General features: G+C 72.9%; 18 protein-coding genes. 4 read left to right on the top strand and 14 right to left on the bottom strand.

The annotated features are described in order from the left end of the window. Positions 1-12: 12 nt before the first annotated feature. On the bottom strand, positions 13-285 hold the full coding sequence (locus ACH4E8_RS12695; protein WP_398447154.1) for a bacterioferritin-associated ferredoxin: 273 nt from the start codon (positions 283-285) through the stop codon (positions 13-15). A gap of 233 nt (positions 286-518) precedes the next feature. Then, complete coding sequence (locus tag ACH4E8_RS12690; RefSeq protein WP_398447152.1) at positions 519-1871, bottom strand: class II 3-deoxy-7-phosphoheptulonate synthase; 1353 nt, start codon at positions 1869-1871, stop codon at positions 519-521. A 346-nt stretch (positions 1872-2217) separates the two neighbouring features. On the opposite strand from ACH4E8_RS12690, the gene ACH4E8_RS12685 reads away from it, so the two are divergent. Further along, positions 2218-4131, top strand: coding sequence for an anthranilate synthase family protein (locus ACH4E8_RS12685; protein WP_398447150.1), 1914 nt, complete (start codon positions 2218-2220; stop codon positions 4129-4131). Positions 4132-4153: 22 nt separating this feature from the next. On the opposite strand, the gene ACH4E8_RS12680 is transcribed toward ACH4E8_RS12685, so the two are convergent. The 5 genes from ACH4E8_RS12680 to ACH4E8_RS12660 form a co-directional block, all read right to left on the bottom strand. Then, positions 4154-5155 (bottom strand): 2-hydroxyacid dehydrogenase, encoded by a 1002-nt coding sequence (locus ACH4E8_RS12680; RefSeq protein WP_398447148.1) that lies wholly within the window; start codon positions 5153-5155, stop codon positions 4154-4156. 129 nt (positions 5156-5284) lie between these two features. Further along, positions 5285-6313, bottom strand: a complete 1029-nt coding sequence (locus tag ACH4E8_RS12675; protein ID WP_398447146.1) for a 6-phosphofructokinase — start codon at positions 6311-6313, stop codon at positions 5285-5287. Positions 6314-6597: 284 nt separating this feature from the next. After that, entirely contained in the window at positions 6598-7332 is a 735-nt protein-coding gene (locus tag ACH4E8_RS12670) for a response regulator (protein ID WP_398447144.1), read from the bottom strand. Beyond that, positions 7329-8573, bottom strand: coding sequence for a MacS family sensor histidine kinase (macS, locus tag ACH4E8_RS12665; RefSeq protein WP_398447142.1), 1245 nt, complete (start codon positions 8571-8573; stop codon positions 7329-7331). The genes ACH4E8_RS12670 and macS overlap by 4 nt, the downstream gene beginning before the upstream one ends. Positions 8574-8607: 34 nt before the next feature. After that, positions 8608-9393: a lysophospholipid acyltransferase family protein gene (locus ACH4E8_RS12660; RefSeq protein WP_398447140.1), complete on the bottom strand. Its 786-nt coding sequence runs from the start codon at positions 9391-9393 to the stop codon at positions 8608-8610. Between the two features lie 252 nt (positions 9394-9645). Between ACH4E8_RS12660 and ACH4E8_RS12655 the strand changes: the two genes are divergently transcribed. Continuing rightward, positions 9646-10425 carry an alpha/beta hydrolase gene (locus ACH4E8_RS12655; RefSeq protein WP_398447138.1) on the top strand — a complete coding sequence of 260 codons (780 nt, stop codon included), beginning with the start codon at positions 9646-9648 and terminating at the stop codon, positions 10423-10425. Then, positions 10418-11041, top strand: a complete 624-nt coding sequence (locus ACH4E8_RS12650; RefSeq protein ID WP_398447136.1) for a hypothetical protein — start codon at positions 10418-10420, stop codon at positions 11039-11041. The genes ACH4E8_RS12655 and ACH4E8_RS12650 overlap by 8 nt, the downstream gene beginning before the upstream one ends. 489 nt (positions 11042-11530) lie before the next feature. On the opposite strand, the gene ACH4E8_RS12645 is transcribed toward ACH4E8_RS12650, so the two are convergent. The 6 genes from ACH4E8_RS12645 to ACH4E8_RS12620 all read right to left on the bottom strand — a co-directional run bounded on the left by ACH4E8_RS12645 (position 11531) and on the right by ACH4E8_RS12620 (position 16499). Further along, positions 11531-12289: an endonuclease/exonuclease/phosphatase family protein gene (locus tag ACH4E8_RS12645; RefSeq protein ID WP_398447134.1), complete on the bottom strand. Its 759-nt coding sequence runs from the start codon at positions 12287-12289 to the stop codon at positions 11531-11533. A 91-nt stretch (positions 12290-12380) separates the two neighbouring features. Further along, entirely contained in the window at positions 12381-13322 is a 942-nt protein-coding gene (locus ACH4E8_RS12640) for an ROK family glucokinase (RefSeq protein WP_398447132.1), read from the bottom strand. Positions 13323-13423: 101 nt separating this feature from the next. Beyond that, positions 13424-13903, bottom strand: coding sequence for a DUF5304 domain-containing protein (locus ACH4E8_RS12635; protein WP_398447130.1), 480 nt, complete (start codon positions 13901-13903; stop codon positions 13424-13426). 73 nt (positions 13904-13976) lie between these two features. Then, positions 13977-15179: an ArsA family ATPase gene (locus ACH4E8_RS12630; protein WP_398447128.1), complete on the bottom strand. Its 1203-nt coding sequence runs from the start codon at positions 15177-15179 to the stop codon at positions 13977-13979. Next, positions 15179-15628, bottom strand: coding sequence for an SRPBCC family protein (locus ACH4E8_RS12625; protein ID WP_398447126.1), 450 nt, complete (start codon positions 15626-15628; stop codon positions 15179-15181). Before ACH4E8_RS12625 ends, ACH4E8_RS12630 begins: the two co-directional genes overlap by 1 nt. A 115-nt stretch (positions 15629-15743) precedes the next feature. Then, positions 15744-16499 (bottom strand): metallophosphoesterase, encoded by a 756-nt coding sequence (locus tag ACH4E8_RS12620; protein WP_398447322.1) that lies wholly within the window; start codon positions 16497-16499, stop codon positions 15744-15746. Between the two features lie 503 nt (positions 16500-17002). On the opposite strand from ACH4E8_RS12620, the gene ACH4E8_RS12615 reads away from it, so the two are divergent. Next, complete coding sequence (locus ACH4E8_RS12615; RefSeq protein ID WP_398447124.1) at positions 17003-18799, top strand: AMP-dependent synthetase/ligase; 1797 nt, start codon at positions 17003-17005, stop codon at positions 18797-18799. Positions 18800-18861: 62 nt separating this feature from the next. Here the strand turns inward: ACH4E8_RS12615 and ACH4E8_RS12610 are convergent, their stop codons facing one another. After that, positions 18862-20016, bottom strand: coding sequence for a glycosyltransferase family 4 protein (locus tag ACH4E8_RS12610; protein ID WP_398447122.1), 1155 nt, complete (start codon positions 20014-20016; stop codon positions 18862-18864). Positions 20017-20037 lie beyond the last annotated feature (21 nt).

The raw sequence follows: 20037 nt of genomic DNA, 5'->3' as shown, positions 1-20037 counted from the left end.
CCCGCCCCGTCGCTACGCCGCTTCGCCGAGCTCCTGCACGGCCGCGGCGGCGGCGACCTCGTCCGGCACGGCGGTCAGCGCGGGCCTGCCCTGGTCGAGCAGCTCGCGCCGGGGGCAGCCGCCCCGGCCGAGGAGGGACTGGATCCGGCGCACGCACGATCCGCAGTCCGTGCCCGCCTTACTGGCGGAGGCTATCTGGCGGGGAGTGCAGGCACCCGCTGCCGCGTGCTCCTTGACCTGCTGCTCCGTGATGCCGAAGCACGAGCAGACGTACACGCGGTTCACCTCCTGACGGGGTCTTCGACGGGTCCGTGAGGACCTCGGGCCGTGCCATTGCCGACGTATCGACGCCTTTGCCGACGCATCGACCGATCCATCAGTGAGGCTAACCTAACCTTACCCGGCGGGGCGAGGCCGCAAAAGCCGGATGGGGTGCGGATCACAAGGATCCACACCCCATCCGGGCAATTCACACCACGACGGACGGCACCGCCGCCGTCAGCGTCCGGCCGTCGACCTCACTGGTCCCGGTACATCTCGGCGACCAGGAACGCCAGGTCCAGGGACTGGCTGCGGTTCAGTCGCGGGTCGCAGGCCGTCTCGTACCGCTGGTGCAGGTCGTCGACGAAGATCTCGTCGCCGCCGCCCACGCACTCCGTGACGTCGTCGCCGGTCAGCTCCACGTGGATGCCGCCCGGGTGGGTGCCCAGCGCCTTGTGCACCTCGAAGAAGCCCTTGACCTCGTCGAGCACGTCGTCGAAGCGACGCGTCTTGTGGCCGGAGGCCGCCTCGAAGGTGTTGCCGTGCATCGGGTCGGTCACCCACGCCACGGTCGTGCCGGACGCGGTCACCTTCTCCACCAGCTCGGGGAGCTTGTCGCGGACCTTGTCCGCGCCCATGCGCACCACGAAGGTCAGCCGACCGGGCTCGCGGTCCGGGTCCAGCCGGTCGATGTACGTCAGCGCCTCGTCGACCGTGGTCGTCGGGCCCAGCTTGATCCCGATCGGGTTGCTGATCCGGGAGGCGAACTCGATGTGCGCCCCGTCGAGCTGCCGGGTGCGCTCACCGATCCAGACCATGTGCCCGGAGGTGTCGTACAGCCGTCCCGTGCGGGAGTCGGTACGGGTCAGGGCGCCCTCGTAGTCGAGCAGCAGCGCCTCGTGGGAGGCGAAGAACTCGACCGCGCGGAACTCGGCCGGGTCCGTGCCGCACGCCTCCATGAAGTTCAGCGCGTTGTCGATCTCCCGGGCGAGCTGCTCGTAGCGCTGGCCGGAGGGGGAGGACTTCACGAAGTCCTGGTTCCAGGCGTGCACCTGCCGCAGATCGGCGTAGCCGCCGGTGGTGAAGGCGCGCACCAGGTTCAGGGTGGACGCGGACGCGTTGTACATCCGCTTCAGCCGCTGCGGGTCCGGGATCCGGGCCGCCTCGGTGAAGTCGAAGCCGTTGACCGAGTCGCCCCGGTACGTGGGCAAGGTCACGCCGTCGCGGGTCTCGGTCGGCTTGGAGCGCGGCTTGGAGTACTGGCCGGCGATCCGCCCCACCTTGACGACGGGGACGGACGCCGCGTACGTCAGCACGGCGCTCATCTGGAGCAGGGTCTTGAGCTTGGCCCGGATGTGGTCCGCCGACACGGCGTCGAACGCCTCCGCGCAGTCGCCGCCCTGGAGCAGGAACGCCTCGCCCCTGGCGACGGCCCCCATCCGGGCGCGCAGCTGGTCGCACTCGCCCGCGAAGACGAGCGGCGGATAGCTTTCGAGCTCGGCGATCACATCGCGCAGAGCCTCGGCATCCGGGTACTCGGGCTGCTGCGCCGCGGGCAGGTCTCGCCAGGTGTTGCCACCGGAAAGGGTGGTCTTAGCGTTCACGGTCACACCGCCAATAGTACGGGGTCGCGGCGCGCCCTTCGGAGGCCGCCCAGTACGTGAGACATGCAGTCCAGCATCTTGTCGCTTTTCGGCCGCCCGGCCGGCCCCCCGGCGCCGCCCCGGGGCGTACCGCCGGGCGATCGGCGTGCGCTACAGTTCGCCGCATGTACGCGCACTCGATCAACCGCCAGTGGTGGTGGCCCGCTCATCCGGCGGCCCGCTGATCGCGCGTACCCACGTGTTCCGAAGGCCGCCCGAGGGGCGGCCTTCTACTTTTCCCCCGCGACCCGGTGGCACCGGGACCCCGGGACCCGGCCGTTCCTCTCCCCGCCCCGATTGGGAAGGAATCCGGATGTCCAACGCTTCCAGAACCGAGTCCGCCGGCCCCGTGCTCGCCCGGCTGCTCGACGGCGACACCCCCTTCGCCCTGCTGCGCCGCCGCACCCCGGGCCGCGACCACGACGCCGTCGAAGTGCTCCTGGGCTCGGTCCACACCTGTGCGACCCTCGCCGAGCTGCCCGTCTTCACCGACCTCCCGACGTTGGCGCTGGTGCCGTTCCGGCAGATCCGGGAGCGGGGCTTCGACGTGCGGGACGACGGCACCCCGCTGAGCGCGCTGGTCGCCCACGCGTCGTACGAGCTGCCGCTCGCCGAGGTCGTCGCGGCGCTGCCCGAGCGGGCCGTGCGCGTCGAGGACGGCGGTTTCGACGTGCCCGACGAGCGCTACGAGGAGATCGTCCGCCGGGTCGTGACCGACGAGATCGGCGCCGGCGAGGGCGCGAACTTCGTGATCCGCCGCACCTACACCGGCACCGTCCCCGGCTTCGGGCGGGCCGACGCGCTCGCGCTGTTCCGCCGGCTGCTCACCGACGAGCGGGGCGCGTACTGGACGTTCGTCGTGCACACCGGCGAGCGCACGCTGATCGGGGCGAGCCCCGAGGTGCACGTGCGGATGAGCGGCGGCACGGTCGTGATGAATCCGATCAGCGGCACCTTCCGCTATCCCCCGCAGGGCCCCGACATCGACTCGCTGCTGACCTTCCTCGCCGACGGCAAGGAGCGCGACGAGCTGTCGATGGTGGTCGACGAGGAGCTGAAGATGATGTGCACCGTCGGCGACCGCGGCGGGGTGGTCGTCGGCCCGCGGCTCAAGGAGATGGCGCACCTGGCCCACACCGAGTACGAGCTGCGCGGCCGGTCCACGCTCGACGTGCGGGAGGTGCTGAAGGAGACCATGTTCGCCGCGACCGTCACCGGCTCGCCGGTGCAGAACGCCTGCCGGGTCATCGAACGGCACGAGCCGACCGGGCGCGGCTACTACGCGGGCGCGCTGGCGCTGCTCGGACGGGACGCGCAGGGCGGGCAGACGCTGGACTCCCCCATCGTGATCCGTACGGCCGACGTCGACGCGCACGGCCGGCTGCGGGTGGCGGTGGGCGCGACCCTGGTGCGCCACTCGGACCCGGCGGCGGAGGTCGCGGAGACCCATGCCAAGGCGGCCGGGGTGCTGGCGGCGCTCGGGGTGCGACCGGGCCGGGCCGTGGCGCCGGGTGGGGCGCCGCGGCTGGCGGACGACCCGCGGGTGCGGGCGGCCCTGGACGCGCGCCGGGCCGGGCTCGCGCCGTTCTGGCTGCGGATGCAGGAGCGCAGCGACGAACCGGGCGGGTTGCGCGGACACGCGCTGGTGATCGACTGCGAGGACACCTTCACCGCCATGCTGGCGCACCTGCTGCGCGCCACCGGACTCGCGGTGACCGTGCGGCGGTACGACGAGCCCGGGTTGCGGTCGGCGGCGCTCGCGCACCACGGCCCGGTGGTGCTGGGCCCGGGGCCCGGCGATCCGTCCGACCCCGACGACCCCAAGATGCGGCTGCTGCGCCCGCTCGCCGCCGAGTTGCTGACGGGGCACCCGCACGGCGTGCTGGGGGTGTGCCTGGGCCACGAGTTGATCGCGGCGCGGCTGGGCCTGGAAGTGGTCCGCAAGGCGGCGCCGTACCAGGGCGCGCAGGAGCGGATCGACCTCTTCGGCCGGGCGCGGACCGTCGGCTTCTACAACAGCTTCTCGGCGCGCTGCGACGCCGCGGCGCAGGCCCGGCTGGCGGCCCGGGCGGTGGACGTGGCGCGGGACGGGGCGACGGGCGAGGTCCACGCCCTGCGCGCGCCGCGCTTCGCGTCCGTCCAGTTCCACCCGGAGTCCGTCCTGACGTTGGACGGCCCGGCGCTGCTGACGGAACTGCTGCGCGACAGCGTGCTGCTGGACGTCTGAGACGGGCCCCGCGGGACGGCCGTCAGGAACCGGCCGCCGGGACGAGGAAGTTCTCGCTCCGGCGGCCGGCCGCGTAGTCGGTCACGTTCTGCACGGTGGCGTCGACGATCTGGCCGACGGCGTCGTGCGTGTAGTACGCCTGGTGGGAGCTGACCAGCACGTGGGGGAAGGTGAGCAGCCGGGCCAGGGTGTCGTCGGTGATCGCCTCCAGCGACTTGTCGAGGAAGAAGAGCCCGGCCTCCGCCTCGTACACGTCGAGCCCCACGCCGCGGAACCGGCCCCGGCGCAACTCCCCGACCAGCGCTTCGGTGTCGACCAGCCCGCCGCGGCTGGAGTTCACCAGGATCGCGTCGTCCTTCATGGCGCGCAGCGCCTTCGCGTCGATGAGGTGGTGGGTGGCCGGCAGCAACGGTACGTGCAGGCTGACGAGGTCGGCCTCGGCGAGCAGTTCGTCCTTCTCGACGTACTGCATGCCCAGCGCCGTGCAGGCGGGGTTCTCGGCGATGTCCCAGCCGAGCAGTCGCATGCCGAAGCCGTGGGCGATGCGGGTGAACGCCTCGCCGATCTTGCCGGTGCCCAGCACGCCGACGGTGCGGCCGTGGAAGTCCCGGCCCATCAGCCCGTCGAGGCGGAAGTCGAAGTCGCGGGTGCGGGCGGCGGCCCGGACGACGCGGCGGTTGACGGCCAGGGCCAGGGCCCAGGCGAACTCGGCGACCGAGTACGGCGAGTAGTACGAGACCCGGGCGACCGTGAGGCCGAGTTCCTCGGCCACGTCCAGGTCGATGTTGTTGAAGCCGGTGGAGCGCTGGGCGACCATCCGGGTGCCCCCGGCGGCCAGGATCCGCAGCACCCGTGCGTTCAGGTCGGCGTTGACGCTGGTGGAGATGGCTTCGTGGCCGGCGGCGATGGGGGCGGTGTCCTCGTTGAGGAAGACCTCAAGGCAGTGGACGTCGTGGAGCCCCCGGAAGGCGGCTTCGATCAGCGGCTTCTCGTCCGCCTGGACTCCGAAGGCGAGGATCTCCACGAACGCTCTCCCTCGTACGTGAGCTGTGGGCCGAGTACATGAGCTGTGGGCCGAATATACGACCCACAGCCCGAGTGCGCCGGTCAGAGCGGGAGCAGTCGGTGTGCGGCGGGGACGGCCCCGCGACGGTCAGCCGAAGAAGACGCCGGCCTCTTCGTAGAGCGCGGGGTCGACGGTCTTCAGCTTGGCGGTGGCGTCCCCGATCGGCACGCGCACGATGTCCGTGCCCTGGAGTGCGACCATGACGCCGAAGTCGCCGTCCCGTACGGCCTCGATGGCGTGCAGCCCGAAGCGGGTGGCGAGCCAGCGGTCGAAGGCGCTGGGCGTGCCGCCCCGCTGGACGTGGCCGAGGACGGTGGTGCGGGCCTCCTTGCCGGTGCGCTTCTCGATCTCCTTGGCCAGCCACTCGCCGACGCCGGAGAGCCGGACGTGCCCGAAGGAGTCCAGGGTGCCGTCCTTGAGGACGACGTCGCCGTCCTTGGGCATGGCGCCCTCGGCGACGACGACGATCGGGGCGTACGTGGCCTTGAAGCGCGAGGTGACCCAGGCGCAGACCTGGTCCACGTCGAAGCGCTGCTCGGGGATGAGGATGACGTTGGCGCCGCCGGCGAGCCCGGAGTGCAGCGCGATCCAGCCCGCGTGTCGGCCCATGACCTCCACGACCAGGACGCGCATGTGGGACTCGGCGGTGGTGTGCAGCCGGTCGATCGCCTCGGTGGCGATGCCGACGGCGGTGTCGAAGCCGAAGGTGTAGTCGGTGGCGGACAGGTCGTTGTCGATGGTCTTGGGGACGCCGACGCACGGGACGCCGTACTCCCCGTGGAGCCGGGCGGCGACGCCGAGGGTGTCCTCGCCGCCGATCGCGATCAGCGCCCCGACTTCGGTCTTGGCCAGGTTCTCCTTGATGCGGCGGATGCCGTCCTCGGCCTTGAGGGGGTTGGTGCGCGAGGAGCCGAGGATGGTGCCGCCGCGGGGCAGGATGCCGCGGACGGCGGGGATGCCGAGCGGGATGGTGTCGCCTTCCAGCGGTCCGCGCCAGCCGTCGCGGAAGCCGAGGAACTCGTACCCGTACTCCTGGACGCCCTTGCGGACGATCCCGCGGATCACAGCGTTGAGGCCGGGGCAGTCGCCGCCCCCGGTCAGTACTCCGACGCGCATGGAAAGAATTCCCTTCGCCAGACGTGCCCATGGAAGAGTGGTGACCGTCACGCTAATGGTGATCCAGGTCACTACGAGCGGGCCGGCGAGGTCAATCCCCCTGTCGGACGGGCCGCTTTCCGCGCTGGTCAGCGGGGTGCGACGAATCCGCGTCCGACGACGCGTTCACTCGTACGAGCGGGGTGGCGCGGCTCGTGCGCCCCGTACGCCCTGTGGGCAACGCGCGCCCCGGGCGCACCCGGCGCACTGCGCGCACCAGGCGCCCCCCGGTGCACCACGAGGGCTCAGACCGTGCCGGCGCCCTCGGGCTCGTCCGGCCGGTCGATGCCCTGCTCTATCGCGTACCGCACCAGTTCCACGCGGTTGTGCAGTTGGAGCTTGCCGAGGGTGTTCTGCACGTGGTTCTGCACGGTGCGGTGGGAGATCACCAGCCGCTCGGCGATCTGCTTGTACGAAAGGCCCTTGGCGACCAGGCGCAGCACCTCGGTCTCCCGGTCGGTCAGCCGGGGCGCCTTGGGCTGGTCCGGGCCGGCCGTCGGGGCGGGGTCGGTGGCCAGCCTGCGGTACTCGCCGAGGACGAGTCCGGCGAGGCCCGGGGTGAAGACCGGGTCGCCGACGGCCGTGCGCCGCACCGCGTCCGTCAGCTCCTCCGTACTGGCCGACTTCAGCAGATAGCCCGTCGCGCCGGACTTCACCGCCTCCAGGACGTCCGCGTGCTCACCGCTGGCGGACAGCACGAGGACCCGCAGCCCGGGCAGCGCGCCGACGAGTTCCTTGCAGACCTGGACGCCGGGCTTCAGCGGCAGGTTCAGATCGAGGACGAGGACGTCGGGCGCCACGGCCTTGGCGCGGCGGACGGCCTGCTGGCCGTCGCCGGCGGTGGCGACGACGTCGAACCCGGCGGCGGCCAGGTCCCGGGCGACCGCGTCCCGCCACATCGGGTGGTCGTCGACGACCATCACGCGGGTCGCCCCCGCGCCGTCCGCCGGCTCCGTCCCGCCCTGCGCCTGCTCCGTCATGTCCTGTCCTTCCCCCCGGGGCCCGCTGCGGCCCGTGGAACCTTCAATTCGACTTCGGTGCCCTGGCCCGGCACCGAGATCAGCTCGGCGGTGCCGCCGAGGTCCCGCAGCCGGCCGCGGATCGAGAGGGCGACCCCCATGCGCCCCTCGCCCTCGGCCTGCGCGAGCCGGCCGTCCGGGATGCCCGGGCCGTCGTCCCGTACGGTCACGACGACCTCGTCCGGCCAGTCCTCGACCAGGATCCAGGCGTGTGCCCCCGGGCCCGCGTGCCGGTCCACATTGTCCAGCGCGGCACTGACGGCGGCGGCCAGTTCCCGCGCCGCCGCGGGCGGCAGCAGCACCGGGGCGCCCGGCTCCGAGAGCGTGACCTTGGCGCCGGCGTGCCGGGCGAGCAGCGAACGCAGGTCCTGCTCCCCGGCTCCTCCGTCGGCCTCTTCGGTGCCGTCCGCGTCATCGACGTCGACGAGCCGTACGACCGCGCCCTGCGACACGTCCTCGGACGCACGGGTCGTGGGCACCAGGCCGCTGGAGACCAGGGTGCGCAGCGCGATCTCCTGCTCCCCGGCCATCCGCCCGAGCTCAGCCGCCTCGCCGCCGACCTCGGCGCCGCGCCGCTGCACCATCGCGAGCACCTGGAGGACGCCGTCGTGGATGTCGCGGGCCAGCCGCTCGCGCTCCCGCGTCGCCGCCTCGATCTCCAGGGCGCGCGCCAGGGTGCGCTCGGAGGCGCGGGCGACCTCGACGACGTAGCCGATGGCGATGGACGCCACCCACACCAGCACCACGTTGTGGAAGGTGTCGCCGCTCGGCTCGCCGCGCTCGACCATGTTGGCGACGGCGACCAGGGAGGACGCGAAGCCGGCCCAGCGCCAGCCGCCCTTGAGGGCGAAGGCGAGGACGGAGCCCGCGGTCCATATCGACGGCAGCGTCGGGCCGTCCGTCTCCTGCGCCTGCGCGTCGGCGAGCGGGGTGATCAGGATGCCGGTGAGGGCGATCGTCAGGTCGACGGCGAGGAAGGGGCGGGTGCAGCGGGCGGCGGAGCGCACCTTGGGCAGGGTGGCCAGGGTCCACACCGCGAGCACCGCGAGGTAGCCGAGGGCCACCGCCTGGCGCTCTATGTACTGCTTGTTCAGGACGAACAGCAGGAGGGCGTAGAGCATGGTGAGGACGCGGTAGCCGGCGAGGGCGCGCCACAGCGGCAGCTCCACCGACATCCGTACGACCCGTTCGCGCCGCGCCATGCGTTCCGTTCCCCCCGTGCCCCGTGCTGCGTCCTCAGTCGCGTCTGTCGCCCTCGGCGGCGTCGGACCCGCCCGCGGCCTTCTTCTGCTGCTCGGCCTTCTGCTCGGCTTTGAGCTCCGCCTTCTGTTCGGCCTTCTGCTCGGCGAGTTGGCGCTTGGCCACGGTCGCGTAGATGTCCACGTACTCCTGGCCGGAGAGCTTCATGATCTCGTACATCACCTCGTCGGTGACCGAGCGCAGGATGAAGCGGTCGCCCTCCAGCCCCTGGTAGCGGCGGAAGTCCAGCGGCTTGCCGATCCGGATGCCGGGGCGCATCAGCTTGGGGACGACCTTGCCCGGGGGCTGGATCTTCTCGGTGTCGATCATCGCTACGGGGATGACCGGGGCGCCGGTCGCCAGCGCCACCCGGGCGAGCGCACCGGGCTTGCCGCGGTAGAGCCGGCCGTCCGGCGAGCGGGTGCCCTCCGGGTAGATGCCGAACAGCCCGCCGCCCTCCACGACCTTGATCCCCGCCTGGATCGCCGCCTCGGCCGCACCGCGCGCGCCGGAGCGGTCCACCGGGAGCTGTCCGACGCCCTTGAAGAAGGCAGCCGTCAGCTTTCCCTTGACGCCGGGGGAGGTGAAGTACTCCGCCTTCGCGATGAAGGTGACCTTGCGGTCGAGGACGGCCGGCAGGAAGAACGAGTCCGAGAAGGAGAGGTGGTTGCTCGCGAGGATCGCGGGCCCCTCCGCGGGGATGTTCTCCAAACCCTCCACCCAGGGCCTGAAGGCAAGCTTCAGACTGCCCCCGAGGGAGAACTTCATTGCGCCGTAGATCAACTCGGGTGCCTCCTGTTGCCGTCGGTCAGACCTTAACCCGTGGTGGGCGCCGGCTCGCCGTGGCGGGCCGGCGCGCGGACCCGGGCGCCCCTCGGGATGCGCCGGAGCGGGGCCGCGGCCCGGCTGCGGACCTGGTCGGTGCCAGCCCCGTCGCGTACCGTGAAGTAGACCTTCACAGCCGTGCCCTGTCGCCTGATCGCCGCCGTCGTGAGACGGCGGCGCAGCGGGCCCCCACCCCGAAAGGAGACCCCGGTGCCGGTCCTTCCCGGAGCCGAGCCGTACCGCCACGAGGGCGGCGACATCGGCGTCCTGTTGTGTCACGGTTTCACCGGTTCCCCGCAGTCGTTGCGCCCCTGGGCCGAGTACCTGGCGGAGCGCGGCCTCACGGTCTCCCTGCCGCTGCTGCCCGGGCACGGCACCCGCTGGCAGGACATGCAGATCACCGGCTGGCAGGACTGGTACGCGGAGGTGGACCGGGCGCTGCGGGAGCTGACCGAGCGGTGCTCCCGGGTCTTCGTCTTCGGCCTCTCCATGGGGGGCGCGCTCACGCTGCGGCTCGCCGCGAAGCACGGCGACGCGATCAGCGGGCTGGTCCTGGTCAACCCGCTGAACAAGCTCCACGGCGTCGCGCCGCACCTGCTCCCCGTGCTGCGGCACTTCGTGCGGTCCACGCCCGGCATCGCGAGCGACATCGCGAAGGAGGACGCGGTGGAGGTGGGGTACGAGCGGGTGCCGCTCCAAGCGGCGTACTCCCTGCGGAACTTCACCCGGCTCGTGGACGGCGACCTGCCGCAGGTCACCCAGCCCCTGGTGCTGTTGCACAGCCCGCAGGACCACGTGGTGCGCCCGGCGGACTCGGCGCGGATCCTCAGCCGCATCTCGTCCACGGACGTCACCGAGGTCCTGCTGGAACAGAGCCACCACGTCGCGACGTTGGACCATGATGCGGAGCGCATCTTCGAGGAGAGTTACGCGCTGATCGGCCGGCTGGCTCCGCACGCGGATCTGAAGGGGAGCATGACCGGTGGCTGAGCAGCACGATGCGGACCGCGAACGACCCATCGACGAAGAGGCGGCCTGGGCGGCGATCGTCGCCGGTTACGGCGAGGAGCCGCCGGACCCGCCGGGCGCGAAGCCGTTCAAGTCGGTGGAGGACCTGGCCCGGTTGGAGGGCCAGGTGAACGAGGCGCCGCAGGCCCTGCGGAAGAAGAAGCCGGAGGGGGACGACGGGCCGCCGCCGGCCGAGCCGGCGGGGTCGGACGGATCGGACGGCCCGGGCGATGACGGCGGGTCGAAGCTGGGCAGCTCGATCACCTTCGCGCCGGGCGTGGGCGGCGCCGGCCCGCGTGACTACTCCGTCGCCGAACCCAAGGACGACGACCTCGACGACACCGACGAGGGCCACTTCGTCCCGCCGGAGCCCCCGCCGCTGCCGGAGGCCGACGTCACGGCGAAGTTCGCCTGGCTCGCGGTGGTCGGTGGGCCCGTCCTGATGCTCCTCGCGGTGCTGCTGCGCTGGGAGATGACGTGGTGGCTCACGACGCTGTCGGTGGGCGGCTTCCTGGGCGGCTTCGTCACGTTGGTCGCCCGCATGGCGAACGGCGACGAGGACGAGGACGACGACCCGGGCCGGGGAGCGGTGGTCTGAGCCGGTTGCGCTTGACTGCGCGACGGCCCGCGCCCCTGCGGGTCTGCGGTCGCGGCGGCCCGGTGGTCGCGCAGTTGTGCCCCCCTGTGCCCAGAGGGCACGGGGGCACCCCCACCTACGCCTGAGACTCCAGCGCGCCAAAGCCCCCCTGCCATGCGGGCGCGATGGGCCCACCCCCACCTGGACGCCATCGCCGTTTCCCTGCGAACGCGTTGGTCTCTGCGGCCCGGTGGGTGGCTGGTCGCGCAGTTGTGCCCCCTGTGCCCAGAGGGCGTGGTGGTACCCCCAGCGCCCCTAAACCCCCACGCCCTGCGGGCGTAGGGATAAATCCGTGCCCCGCCGCAGGTGACCGACAGGCTGCGGTGAAACAGGGGCGCTGGGGGTACCGCCACGCCCGGCGGGCGTAGGGGGCGGAACTGCGCGAACAGGCCGCAGAGGCCAGCGCACCCGCAGTGGCGCGGCGGTGATGTCCACGGGCCCGGGCGCCGCCTAGCCCGCCGGGATCGTCAGGGCCGCCAGGACCGGGAGGTGGTCGCTCGCGGACGTCAGGTCGCGAGGGGAGACGCCCACCAGCCCGGAGGGCACACCGCAGGCGTGGACCTCGACGCCCCTCGTCGCGAACACCGCGTCGATCCGCTTGCGCGGCGCGGACTGCGGGAACGTGTGCTCGCCGCCCCACCGCGCAGCGGACCAGCAGTCCTGGAGGTCCGCCGCGAGCAGGCGGAACGCGGCGCCGGTCGGCTCCTCGTTCAGGTCGCCCGCGGCGATCGCGTGCCGGGTGGGGAGCCCGGCCAGCCGGTCCAGCAGCATCCCCGCCTGCGCCCGGCGCTCCACCGCGTCCAGGCTCAGGTGACAGCTGATGGCGCCGACCCGCGCCGACGCCCCGAAGCGTACGACCGCGGTCGCGAAGCCCCGCCGCGGCAGCCCCGGGCTGATCGGCAGCAGGACGTCCTCGGTGCGCTCCACGGTCGCCCGCAGCGAGCAGAGCAGCAGCGGCCCCGCCGCGGTCGCGCCGCCGGTGAGCACGAAGAGGTCCGCCTTCGCGGCGAGGCGTGCGGCGTGCTTGCGCCAGCGGAAGAAGCGGGGCGCCTCCTGGACGAACACCAGGTCCGGGTCGGTCGCCTTGATCACTCGGGCGAGCGCGTCCTCGTCGTCGCGCATCGAGCGGACGTTGTAGCTGAGCACCCTGACGACGGCCGAGCCGTCGGGATTCGTACGGGAGTCGGGCAGCGTCTGGTTCACGGACATGCGCCCATCTTTGTGGCACGGGCCGTTCGACGGGCCCTCTTTTCACCAGGGCGCACGGGACGCACCGGTCAGGTGCGCCCCGTGGGACCAGTCAGCCCTGGCGCGCCAGGTCCGCCGCGCCGACGAGCCCGGCCTTGTTGCCCAGTTGGGCGACGAGGACCTGGGCGTGCGGACGCCACTGCGCGCCGATCAGCCGGCGGCGGAAGGACTTCCGGATCGGTTCGAGCACCAGCTCGCCCTCGTCGGACACGCCGCCGCCGATGATGAACGCGGACGGGTCGAAGAGGGACGCGAGGTCGGCGAGGCCGGCGCCGGCCCAGCGGGCGAGTTCGCGGAAGGAGTCGACGGCGACCGGGTCGCCCTGCCGGGCCGCGGTGCTGACGTGCTTGCCCTCGATCCCTTCGACGGTGCCGTCGCCGAGTTCGAGCAGGACGCGCGCCTGGTCGGGGGTGGCGGCAGCGCGCTGGCGGGCGTAGCGCACCAGCGCGCGCCCGGAGGCGTACTGCTCCCAACAGCCCTGGCCGCCGCAGCCGCAGAGCAGGCCGTCGGGGACGATGCGGACGTGGCCGAACTCGGCGGCGACGCCGAAACGTCCGCGGCGCAGCTTGTTGCCGATGATGATGCCGCCGCCCAGGCCGGTGCCGAGGGTGATGCAGATGACGTCGTGGTGGCCCTGGCCGGCGCCGAAGCGGTACTCGCCCCACGCGGCGGCGTTCGCGTCGTTCTCCACCACGACGGGGAGGCCGACGCGCTGCTCGACCTTGTCCTTCAACGGCTCGTGCCGCCAGTCGATGTTGGGCGCGAAGATGACCGTGGCGCGCTTGTCGTCGACGTAGCCGGCGGCGCCGATGCCGACGGCCTCGACGTCCCGGCCCGTGCTGGCGCCGGCGACGGCGGAGCAGATCGCGTCGACGATGGCGTCGGGCGTCGACGGGGTGGGCACGGTGTGGGTTTCGAGGATGGTGCCCTCCTCGTCGACCACACCCGCAGCGATCTTGGTACCGCCGATGTCAACACCGATGGTGAGTCCCATTTGTCCCTCAATTTCGGTCGAGCCCCGCTAGGGAGAACCGTACCGGAGGGACTGGTCGGCGTCGGGCGCCGTCGAGCGGCCCACGGGCGCCCCGGGCGGCCTCAGTCGAGGTCGATCTGCTCGCCCGGCCCCTGGTCGCCGTCCGTCTTCCCGTCCGTCTTCCCACCCGACTTGCCGTCCGGCTGCTGCCCGCGGGACTGCTCCGGGTCGGCCGCCCGCTGCGTCCAACGGTGCTCGTGGCCCTGGACCGCGGAGCGGTAGGCAGCGAGCAGTTCGCCGCCGGCCGCCGCGAGGTGGTCGAAGACCTGCGGGTTGCGCTCGATGACCGGCTCCACGGCGGACTTCGCCTGGTTCACGATCTGCTGCACCGCGCTCTGCGCCGCCGCCCCGGGCAGCGACGTCTGGAACTCGGAGACCTTGTCCGCGACCGCGCCCAGGAGCTTGCGCAGCTCCTCGGTGGCGGAGCCGGGCGGCGTCCCGTACTCGGCTCGGCGGCGGGCCTTCTCCTCTTCGAGGTCCTCGGCGCAGGCGTCGGCCCAGGCGTCGGCGTCGAGGTCGGGACGCTCGGTGGCATCGCTCATGGCGTACTCCTGCACGGGGCTTCGGCTGCGGTCTGTCCGTACGTTCGACGGTACCCGAAGGCTCGCCGGCGATTCAGCCCCGCTGGGGCCAGAGTCCGGGGTCCGGGGTGAAGCGGAGGGTGAGCACGCCGTCCGCGAGGGCCGCGCCGGAGACCGTGCAGCGGCGGAGCGCCGACGGCAGGGGAAGGATCCTTCGGAACGGCCCCACGGTGAGGACGAGTTCGTCGCCGCGGCGCACCAGGCCCAGCCCCTCCTTCGTCGCGCCGGGCAGCCGGATCGACCAGACGAGGATGCCCTCCTCGTCCCGCCGGTCCGCTATGTCCGCGTCGAGGGCCCCGGGCGCCTCGGGCAGGTCGACGACCTCGGGCACGTCGAGCAGCGCGAGGTCGTCGAGGCCGCGGACCTCGCGGCCGGCGTGCGCGACCCGGTGGACGTCCGTGCCGCTCCCCCACCCGTCCGCACCCCACGCGCCGTACCACTCGTCGAGGCACTTGGTCTGCTGCGCCGCGAGGCCGGCGAGCCAGGTGTCCGGGGAGTGCGCGGGCAGGATCCGGTTGGCGATGACCGCCTCGACCCGCAGGCCGTGCAGGGCGAGCCCGGCGCGCGCGGCGTCCAGGGCGTCGTTCGCGGTCGGCCCCGGCTCGGCGACCAGGCGCAGCGCGGTGCCGGGGTCGGCGATCAGCGCCTCGACGGCGGCCAGTTCCCGGTCCCAGCGCGCAGCCGTCTCGTACAGCCACTCCGCGGGCATGGGCACCCCGGCGAGCTGGGCGAGTACGGGGCGCAGGGCGCGGGCCGCCTGCCGCTCGGGCGGCAGCAGCCGGCGCAGATAGCGGCGCAGTTGCTCGGGCAGGGCGAGCAGCGGGACGGTCTGGGCCAGCGGCGGCAGATCGACGACGACCACGTCATACGGGCCGTCCGCCGAGCCGTCCGCCGCCCGCGCGACCGCCCTCAGCAGGGCGAACTGCTCGCTGCCGGGCAGCGGCGTCAGCTCCTCCTCGGCGAGCCTGGTGGCGCCGAGGAGGTCGAGCAGGGCCGCACCCCGGTCCTGGAACGCCAGGAACTCGGCCCGGAAGTCCACCGCGGCGTCGATCCGGGCGGCCCACAGCCCGGGCGCGCGCTCCTCGGGTGCACGGCCGAGCGGCGCCCCCAGGACGTCCCCGGGCTCCGGCGACAGCAACAGCGCCCGGCGTCCGCTGCTGGCCGCGGCCAGCGCGGTCGCCGCGGCGATCGTGGTACGGCCCGCGCCGCCGAGGCCGGTGACGAGGACCGTGCGCATCAGAGCGCGGATCCGCTCTCGACGCGCTTCTTCAGACCGTCGAGCGCACGGTCGATGATGACCTTCTCGGCCTTGCGCTTGATCATCCCGAGCATGGGGATCTTGACGTCCACGGTGAGTTGGTACGTCACTTCGGTGCGGTCGCCGCCGCCGACCGGCCGCAGCGTGTACGAGCCGTCCAGGGCGCGCAGCATCTGGGACTTCACCAGCGTCCAGCTCACCTGGTCGGGACCGCTCCAGGTGTACGCGAGGGTGTGGTCGTCCTTGATCGCTCCGGCGTCCAGGACCAGCCTGACCTGCTCGGCGCGGCCCTGGTCGTCCCGGGAGACGACCTCGGCCTGCTTGACCTCGCCGGTCCACTCGGGATAGCGGTCGAAGTCGGCGATCACTCCCATGACGTCGGCCGGCGCCGCCTCGATGGTGATGCTAGAGCTGGTGTGTTCCGCCATCGCAGCGGCTCCTTCAGTGCGGTACCGACCCGGGGTGAATGTAGGTGTGAAGGCTATCGCGCCCGGGCGGGGGCCCGGTCCAGCCCCCGGGCCGGGGTGCCGCACCGCCGGCCGGTCACCAGCTCAGCGTCCAGGGCCGCCCGGAGGAGGCGAAGTGCCCCACGTTCACGCACTCGGTGGCGCCGATCCGCATCCGCGGCACCAACGGCTGGTGGACGTGGCCGAAGAGGGCGTAGCGGGGCCGCACCCGGTGGATCGCGGCGAGGAGGGCGCTGCTGCCGCGTTCGAAGCGGCGGGCGACGGTGTCGTACGTCAACTCGGGCACGTCCGGCGGGATGTGGGAGCACAGCACGTCGACGTCGCCGACCGCCTCGACCTTGGCCGCGTACTCCTCGTCGGAGATCTCGTACGGGGTGCGCATCGGGGTCCGCAGCCCGCCGCCGACGAAGCCGAAGACCCGGCCGCCGATCTCGACCCGCTCGCCGTCGAGGACGGTGACGCCGGGCCGGGCGTACTCCGGCCAGAGGGTGGGTATGTCGACGTTTCCGTAGGTGGCGTACGTCGGGGTGGGGAAGGCGGCGAACAGCTCCGCGTACTGGCGGCGCACGGCCTGCTCGATGGCGGTGTCGCGGTCGGCGTCGAGTTCGGCCCAGAGCCGGCGGCCCAGCTCGCGGGCCTCGTCGAAGCGGCGGGCGGTGCGCAGGGAGACGAGCAGGTCGGCGTTCTCGACGCCGAAGAGGTCGGGGAAGATGCCGCGCGAGTGGTCGGCGTAGTCGAGGAAGAGGACGAGGTCTCCGAGGCAGATCAGGGCGTCCGCGCCGTCCCCCGCGGCGGCGAGGTCGGCGGCGTTGCCGTGGACGTCGCTGACCACGTTCACCCGCGTCCCCGGCCGCGTACCCACTCGTGCAGCCACCCGTGCGTCGTCCACTCGCGCCTCCCCGTGCGATCAGCTCCGATCACCTGCGATCACCCTAGGGCGTGCCCGGAAAGCCTCGCGCACGTTCCCGTGCGGGTGGACGCACGCGGGACTTCCGGGCACGCCCCAGAACGCTGGTGTCGCCCCGGACGGGGGCGGGGGCAGGCGCAGCGCGGGGCACCGTCCCCGCCGACCCTTCGCACGGGTGTCCGCGACCGCGGGCCCGGTCGTTCTTCCGGGTCGTGCCACCCGTGGACTACCGTGGGACTGCTCTGCGCGGAGCACGGTCAACCGTGTGACGCACGGAACATCTGGCCGGAACCCCCTATCCGGAACTGAGTACTGGTGGGTAACGTCCGGGCAGTCCAGTCGTGCTCACCACCCATGAGCACCCTGCCCGATCAGGCCGGCGCACCCCACAGAGCCGTGGCACCGGCGCCCGATGAGGAGCAGCAGTCTTGCGCGAGTTCAGTCTTCCGGCCCTGTACGAGGTCCCCTCCGACGGCAATCTGACCGACCTCGTCCACCGCAACGCGGCTCAGCACCCCGACGTCGTCGTGATGGGCCGCAAGGTCCCGGACGGCTGGGTCGACGTCACCGCCACGGAGTTCCTGGCGGACGTGCGGGCCGCCGCCAAGGGCCTGATCGCCGCGGGCGTGGAGCCCGGCGACCGGGTCGCCCTGATGTCGCGCACCCGCTACGAGTGGGTGCTGCTGGACTTCGCGATCTGGTGCGCGGGCGCCGTCGTCGTCCCGGTGTACGAGACCAGCTCGCCCGAGCAGGTGTCGTGGATCCTCTCCGACTCGGGCGCGGTCGCGCTGGTCGTGGAGAGCGGTGCGCACACCGCCGCGGTGGAGTCCGTACGGGACGGGCTGCCGCAGCTCCGGGAGGTCTGGCAGCTCTCGGCCGGCGGCCTCGACGCGCTGGTGGCGCTGGGCGCGGAGATCGACGACGCGACCGTGGACGCGCGCGCTGCGAGCGCCAAGGCGGACGACGTGGCGACGATCGTCTACACCTCGGGCACCACCGGCCGCCCCAAGGGCTCGATCCTCACCCACCGGGCGTTCTTCGCGGAGTGCGGCAACGTGGTGGAGCGGCTGAAGCCGCTGTTCCGCACGGGCGAGAGTTCCGTGCTCCTCTTCCTGCCCGCGGCGCACGTCTTCGGCCGGATGGTCGAGGTGGCGGCCGTGATGGCGCCGATCAAGCTGGGCACCCTGCCGGACATCAAGCACCTCACCGACGACCTGGCGACCTTCCGGCCCACCCTGATCCTCGGGGTGCCGCGGGTCTTCGAGAAGGTCTACAACGGGGCGCGCGCCAAGGCGCAGGCCGACGGCAAGGGGAAGATCTTCGACCGGGCGTCGCAGACGGCGATCGCCTACAGCCGCTCGCTCGACACCCCGCAGGGCCCTTCGCTGGGGCTCCGCCTCAAGCACGCGCTCTTCGACAAGCTCGTCTACCGCAAGCTGCGGGCCGTGCTGGGCGGTCGGGGCGAGTACGCGATCTCCGGGGGCGCGCCGCTGGGCGAGCGCCTCGGCCACTTCTTCCGCGGCATCGGCTTCACCGTGTTGGAGGGTTACGGGCTCACCGAGTCCTGCGCGGCGACCGCGTTCAACCCCTGGGACCGGCAGAAGATCGGCACGGTAGGCCAGCCGCTGCCGGGCACGGTGGTGCGGATCGCCGACGACGGCGAGGTGCTGCTGCACGGGGAGCACCTCTTCGAGGGCTACTGGAACAACGACGCGGCGACCGCCGAGGCGATGGCGGACGGCTGGTTCCACACCGGTGACATCGGCACGCTCGACGAGGAGGGCTACCTCGCGATCACCGGCCGCAAGAAGGAGATCCTGGTGACCGCCGGCGGCAAGAACGTCGCGCCCGCGGTGATCGAGGACCGCATCCGGGCGCACGCGCTGGTCGCGGAGTGCATGGTGGTCGGCGACGGGCGGCCCTTCGTCGCCGCGCTGGTCACGGTCGACGAGGAGTTCCTGGGCCGCTGGGCGGCGGAGCACGGCAAGCCGGCCGGCTCGACGGCGGCGACCCTGCGGGACGACCCGGACCTGCTGGCGGAGATCCAGCGCGCGGTGGACGACGGCAACGCGGCGGTGTCCAAGGCGGAGTCGGTGCGCAAGTTCCGCGTCCTGGGCGCGCAGTTCACCGAGGAGGACGGCCACATCACGCCGTCGATGAAGCTGAAGCGGAACGTGGTGGCGAAGGACTTCGCCGAGGAGATCGAGACCATCTACCACGGCTGACGGCCCGAAGAAGCCGAGGGCGGCGCCCGACCGCACGACGACGGTCGGGCGCCGCGCCGCGTTCACAGCAGCGCGCGCAACCGCTCCGCCAGCAGGTCCCAGCGCCAGGTCTCCTCGACCCAGCGCCGCCCCCGCTCGCCCATCCGCCGCCGCAGCTCCGGGTCCTGGAGCAGCGTCACGATCCGCTCGCCGGTCCCGGCCACCGCCGCGTCGTCCGTACCGCCGCGCACCACCCAGCCGGTCTCGCCGTCGAGCACCGCGTCCGGGGCCCCGCCCGAGTCGCCGGCGACCACCGGGAGTCCGGTGGCGGACGCCTCCAGGTAGACGATGCCGAGCCCTTCGACGTCCAGCCCGCCGCGGCGGGTCCGGCACGGCATGGCGAAGACGTCGCCCGCGCCGTAGTGGGCGGGCAGTTGCGCCCACGGCACCGCGCCGGTGAAGCGCACGGCGTCGGCCACGCCGACCCGGTGCGCCAGCTTCCGCAGGTCCTGTTCGTACGGGCCGCCCCCGACGACCAGCAGCACGGCGTCGGGTACGCGGGTGAGGATCCGGGGCATCGCGAGGATCAGGGTGTCCTGCCCCTTGCGCGGCACCAGGCGCGAGACGCACACCACCACGGGCCGGCCGCTGAGCCCGAGTTCGGCGCGGATCGCGGCGCCGCCCGAGTCCGGGTGGAAGGTCTTCTCGTCGACCCCGGGCGGGAGGTGCACCATGCGGTCGGCCGCGTCCGGGGTGAGGGCCGCGGCGATCCGGGAGCGGGTGTACTCGCCGAGGTACGTGATGGTGTCGGTGCCCTCGCCGATGCGGCGCAGCAGCGCGCGGGAACCGGGCAGTTGGGCCCAGCCCGCCTCGTGGCCGTGCGAGGTGGCGACCAGCCGCCGCGCCCCCGCCCGGCGCAGCGCCGGCCCCATCAACCCGAGCGGCGCCGCGGCGCCGAACCACACCGACGTGCAGCCGTGCTCCCGCAGCAGGGAGGTGGCCCGGGCGGTGACGCGGGGGGTGGGCAGCAGCATCGTCGTACGGTCCCGCACGACGGTGAAGGGCTGCTCCGCGTCGAAGGCGGCCGTCGCCTCCGCGCCCTCGCGCCCGCGCTTCCAGGTGGACGCGTACACGACGAGCCGATCGGGCTCCAGCCGTAGCGCCATGTTGTGCAGGAACGCCTGGATGCCGCCGGGCCTGGGCGGGAAGTCGTTGGTCACGATCAGGGTCTTGTGCATCGTGCGCCGACAGTACCAACC

Source organism: Streptomyces sp. NPDC017979, assembly GCF_044328175.1.
In the GTDB taxonomy this organism is placed as follows: domain Bacteria; phylum Actinomycetota; class Actinomycetes; order Streptomycetales; family Streptomycetaceae; genus Streptomyces.
The sequence above is the reverse complement of the archived record's forward strand: the minus strand, read 5'-3'. Positions and strand labels throughout refer to the sequence as shown.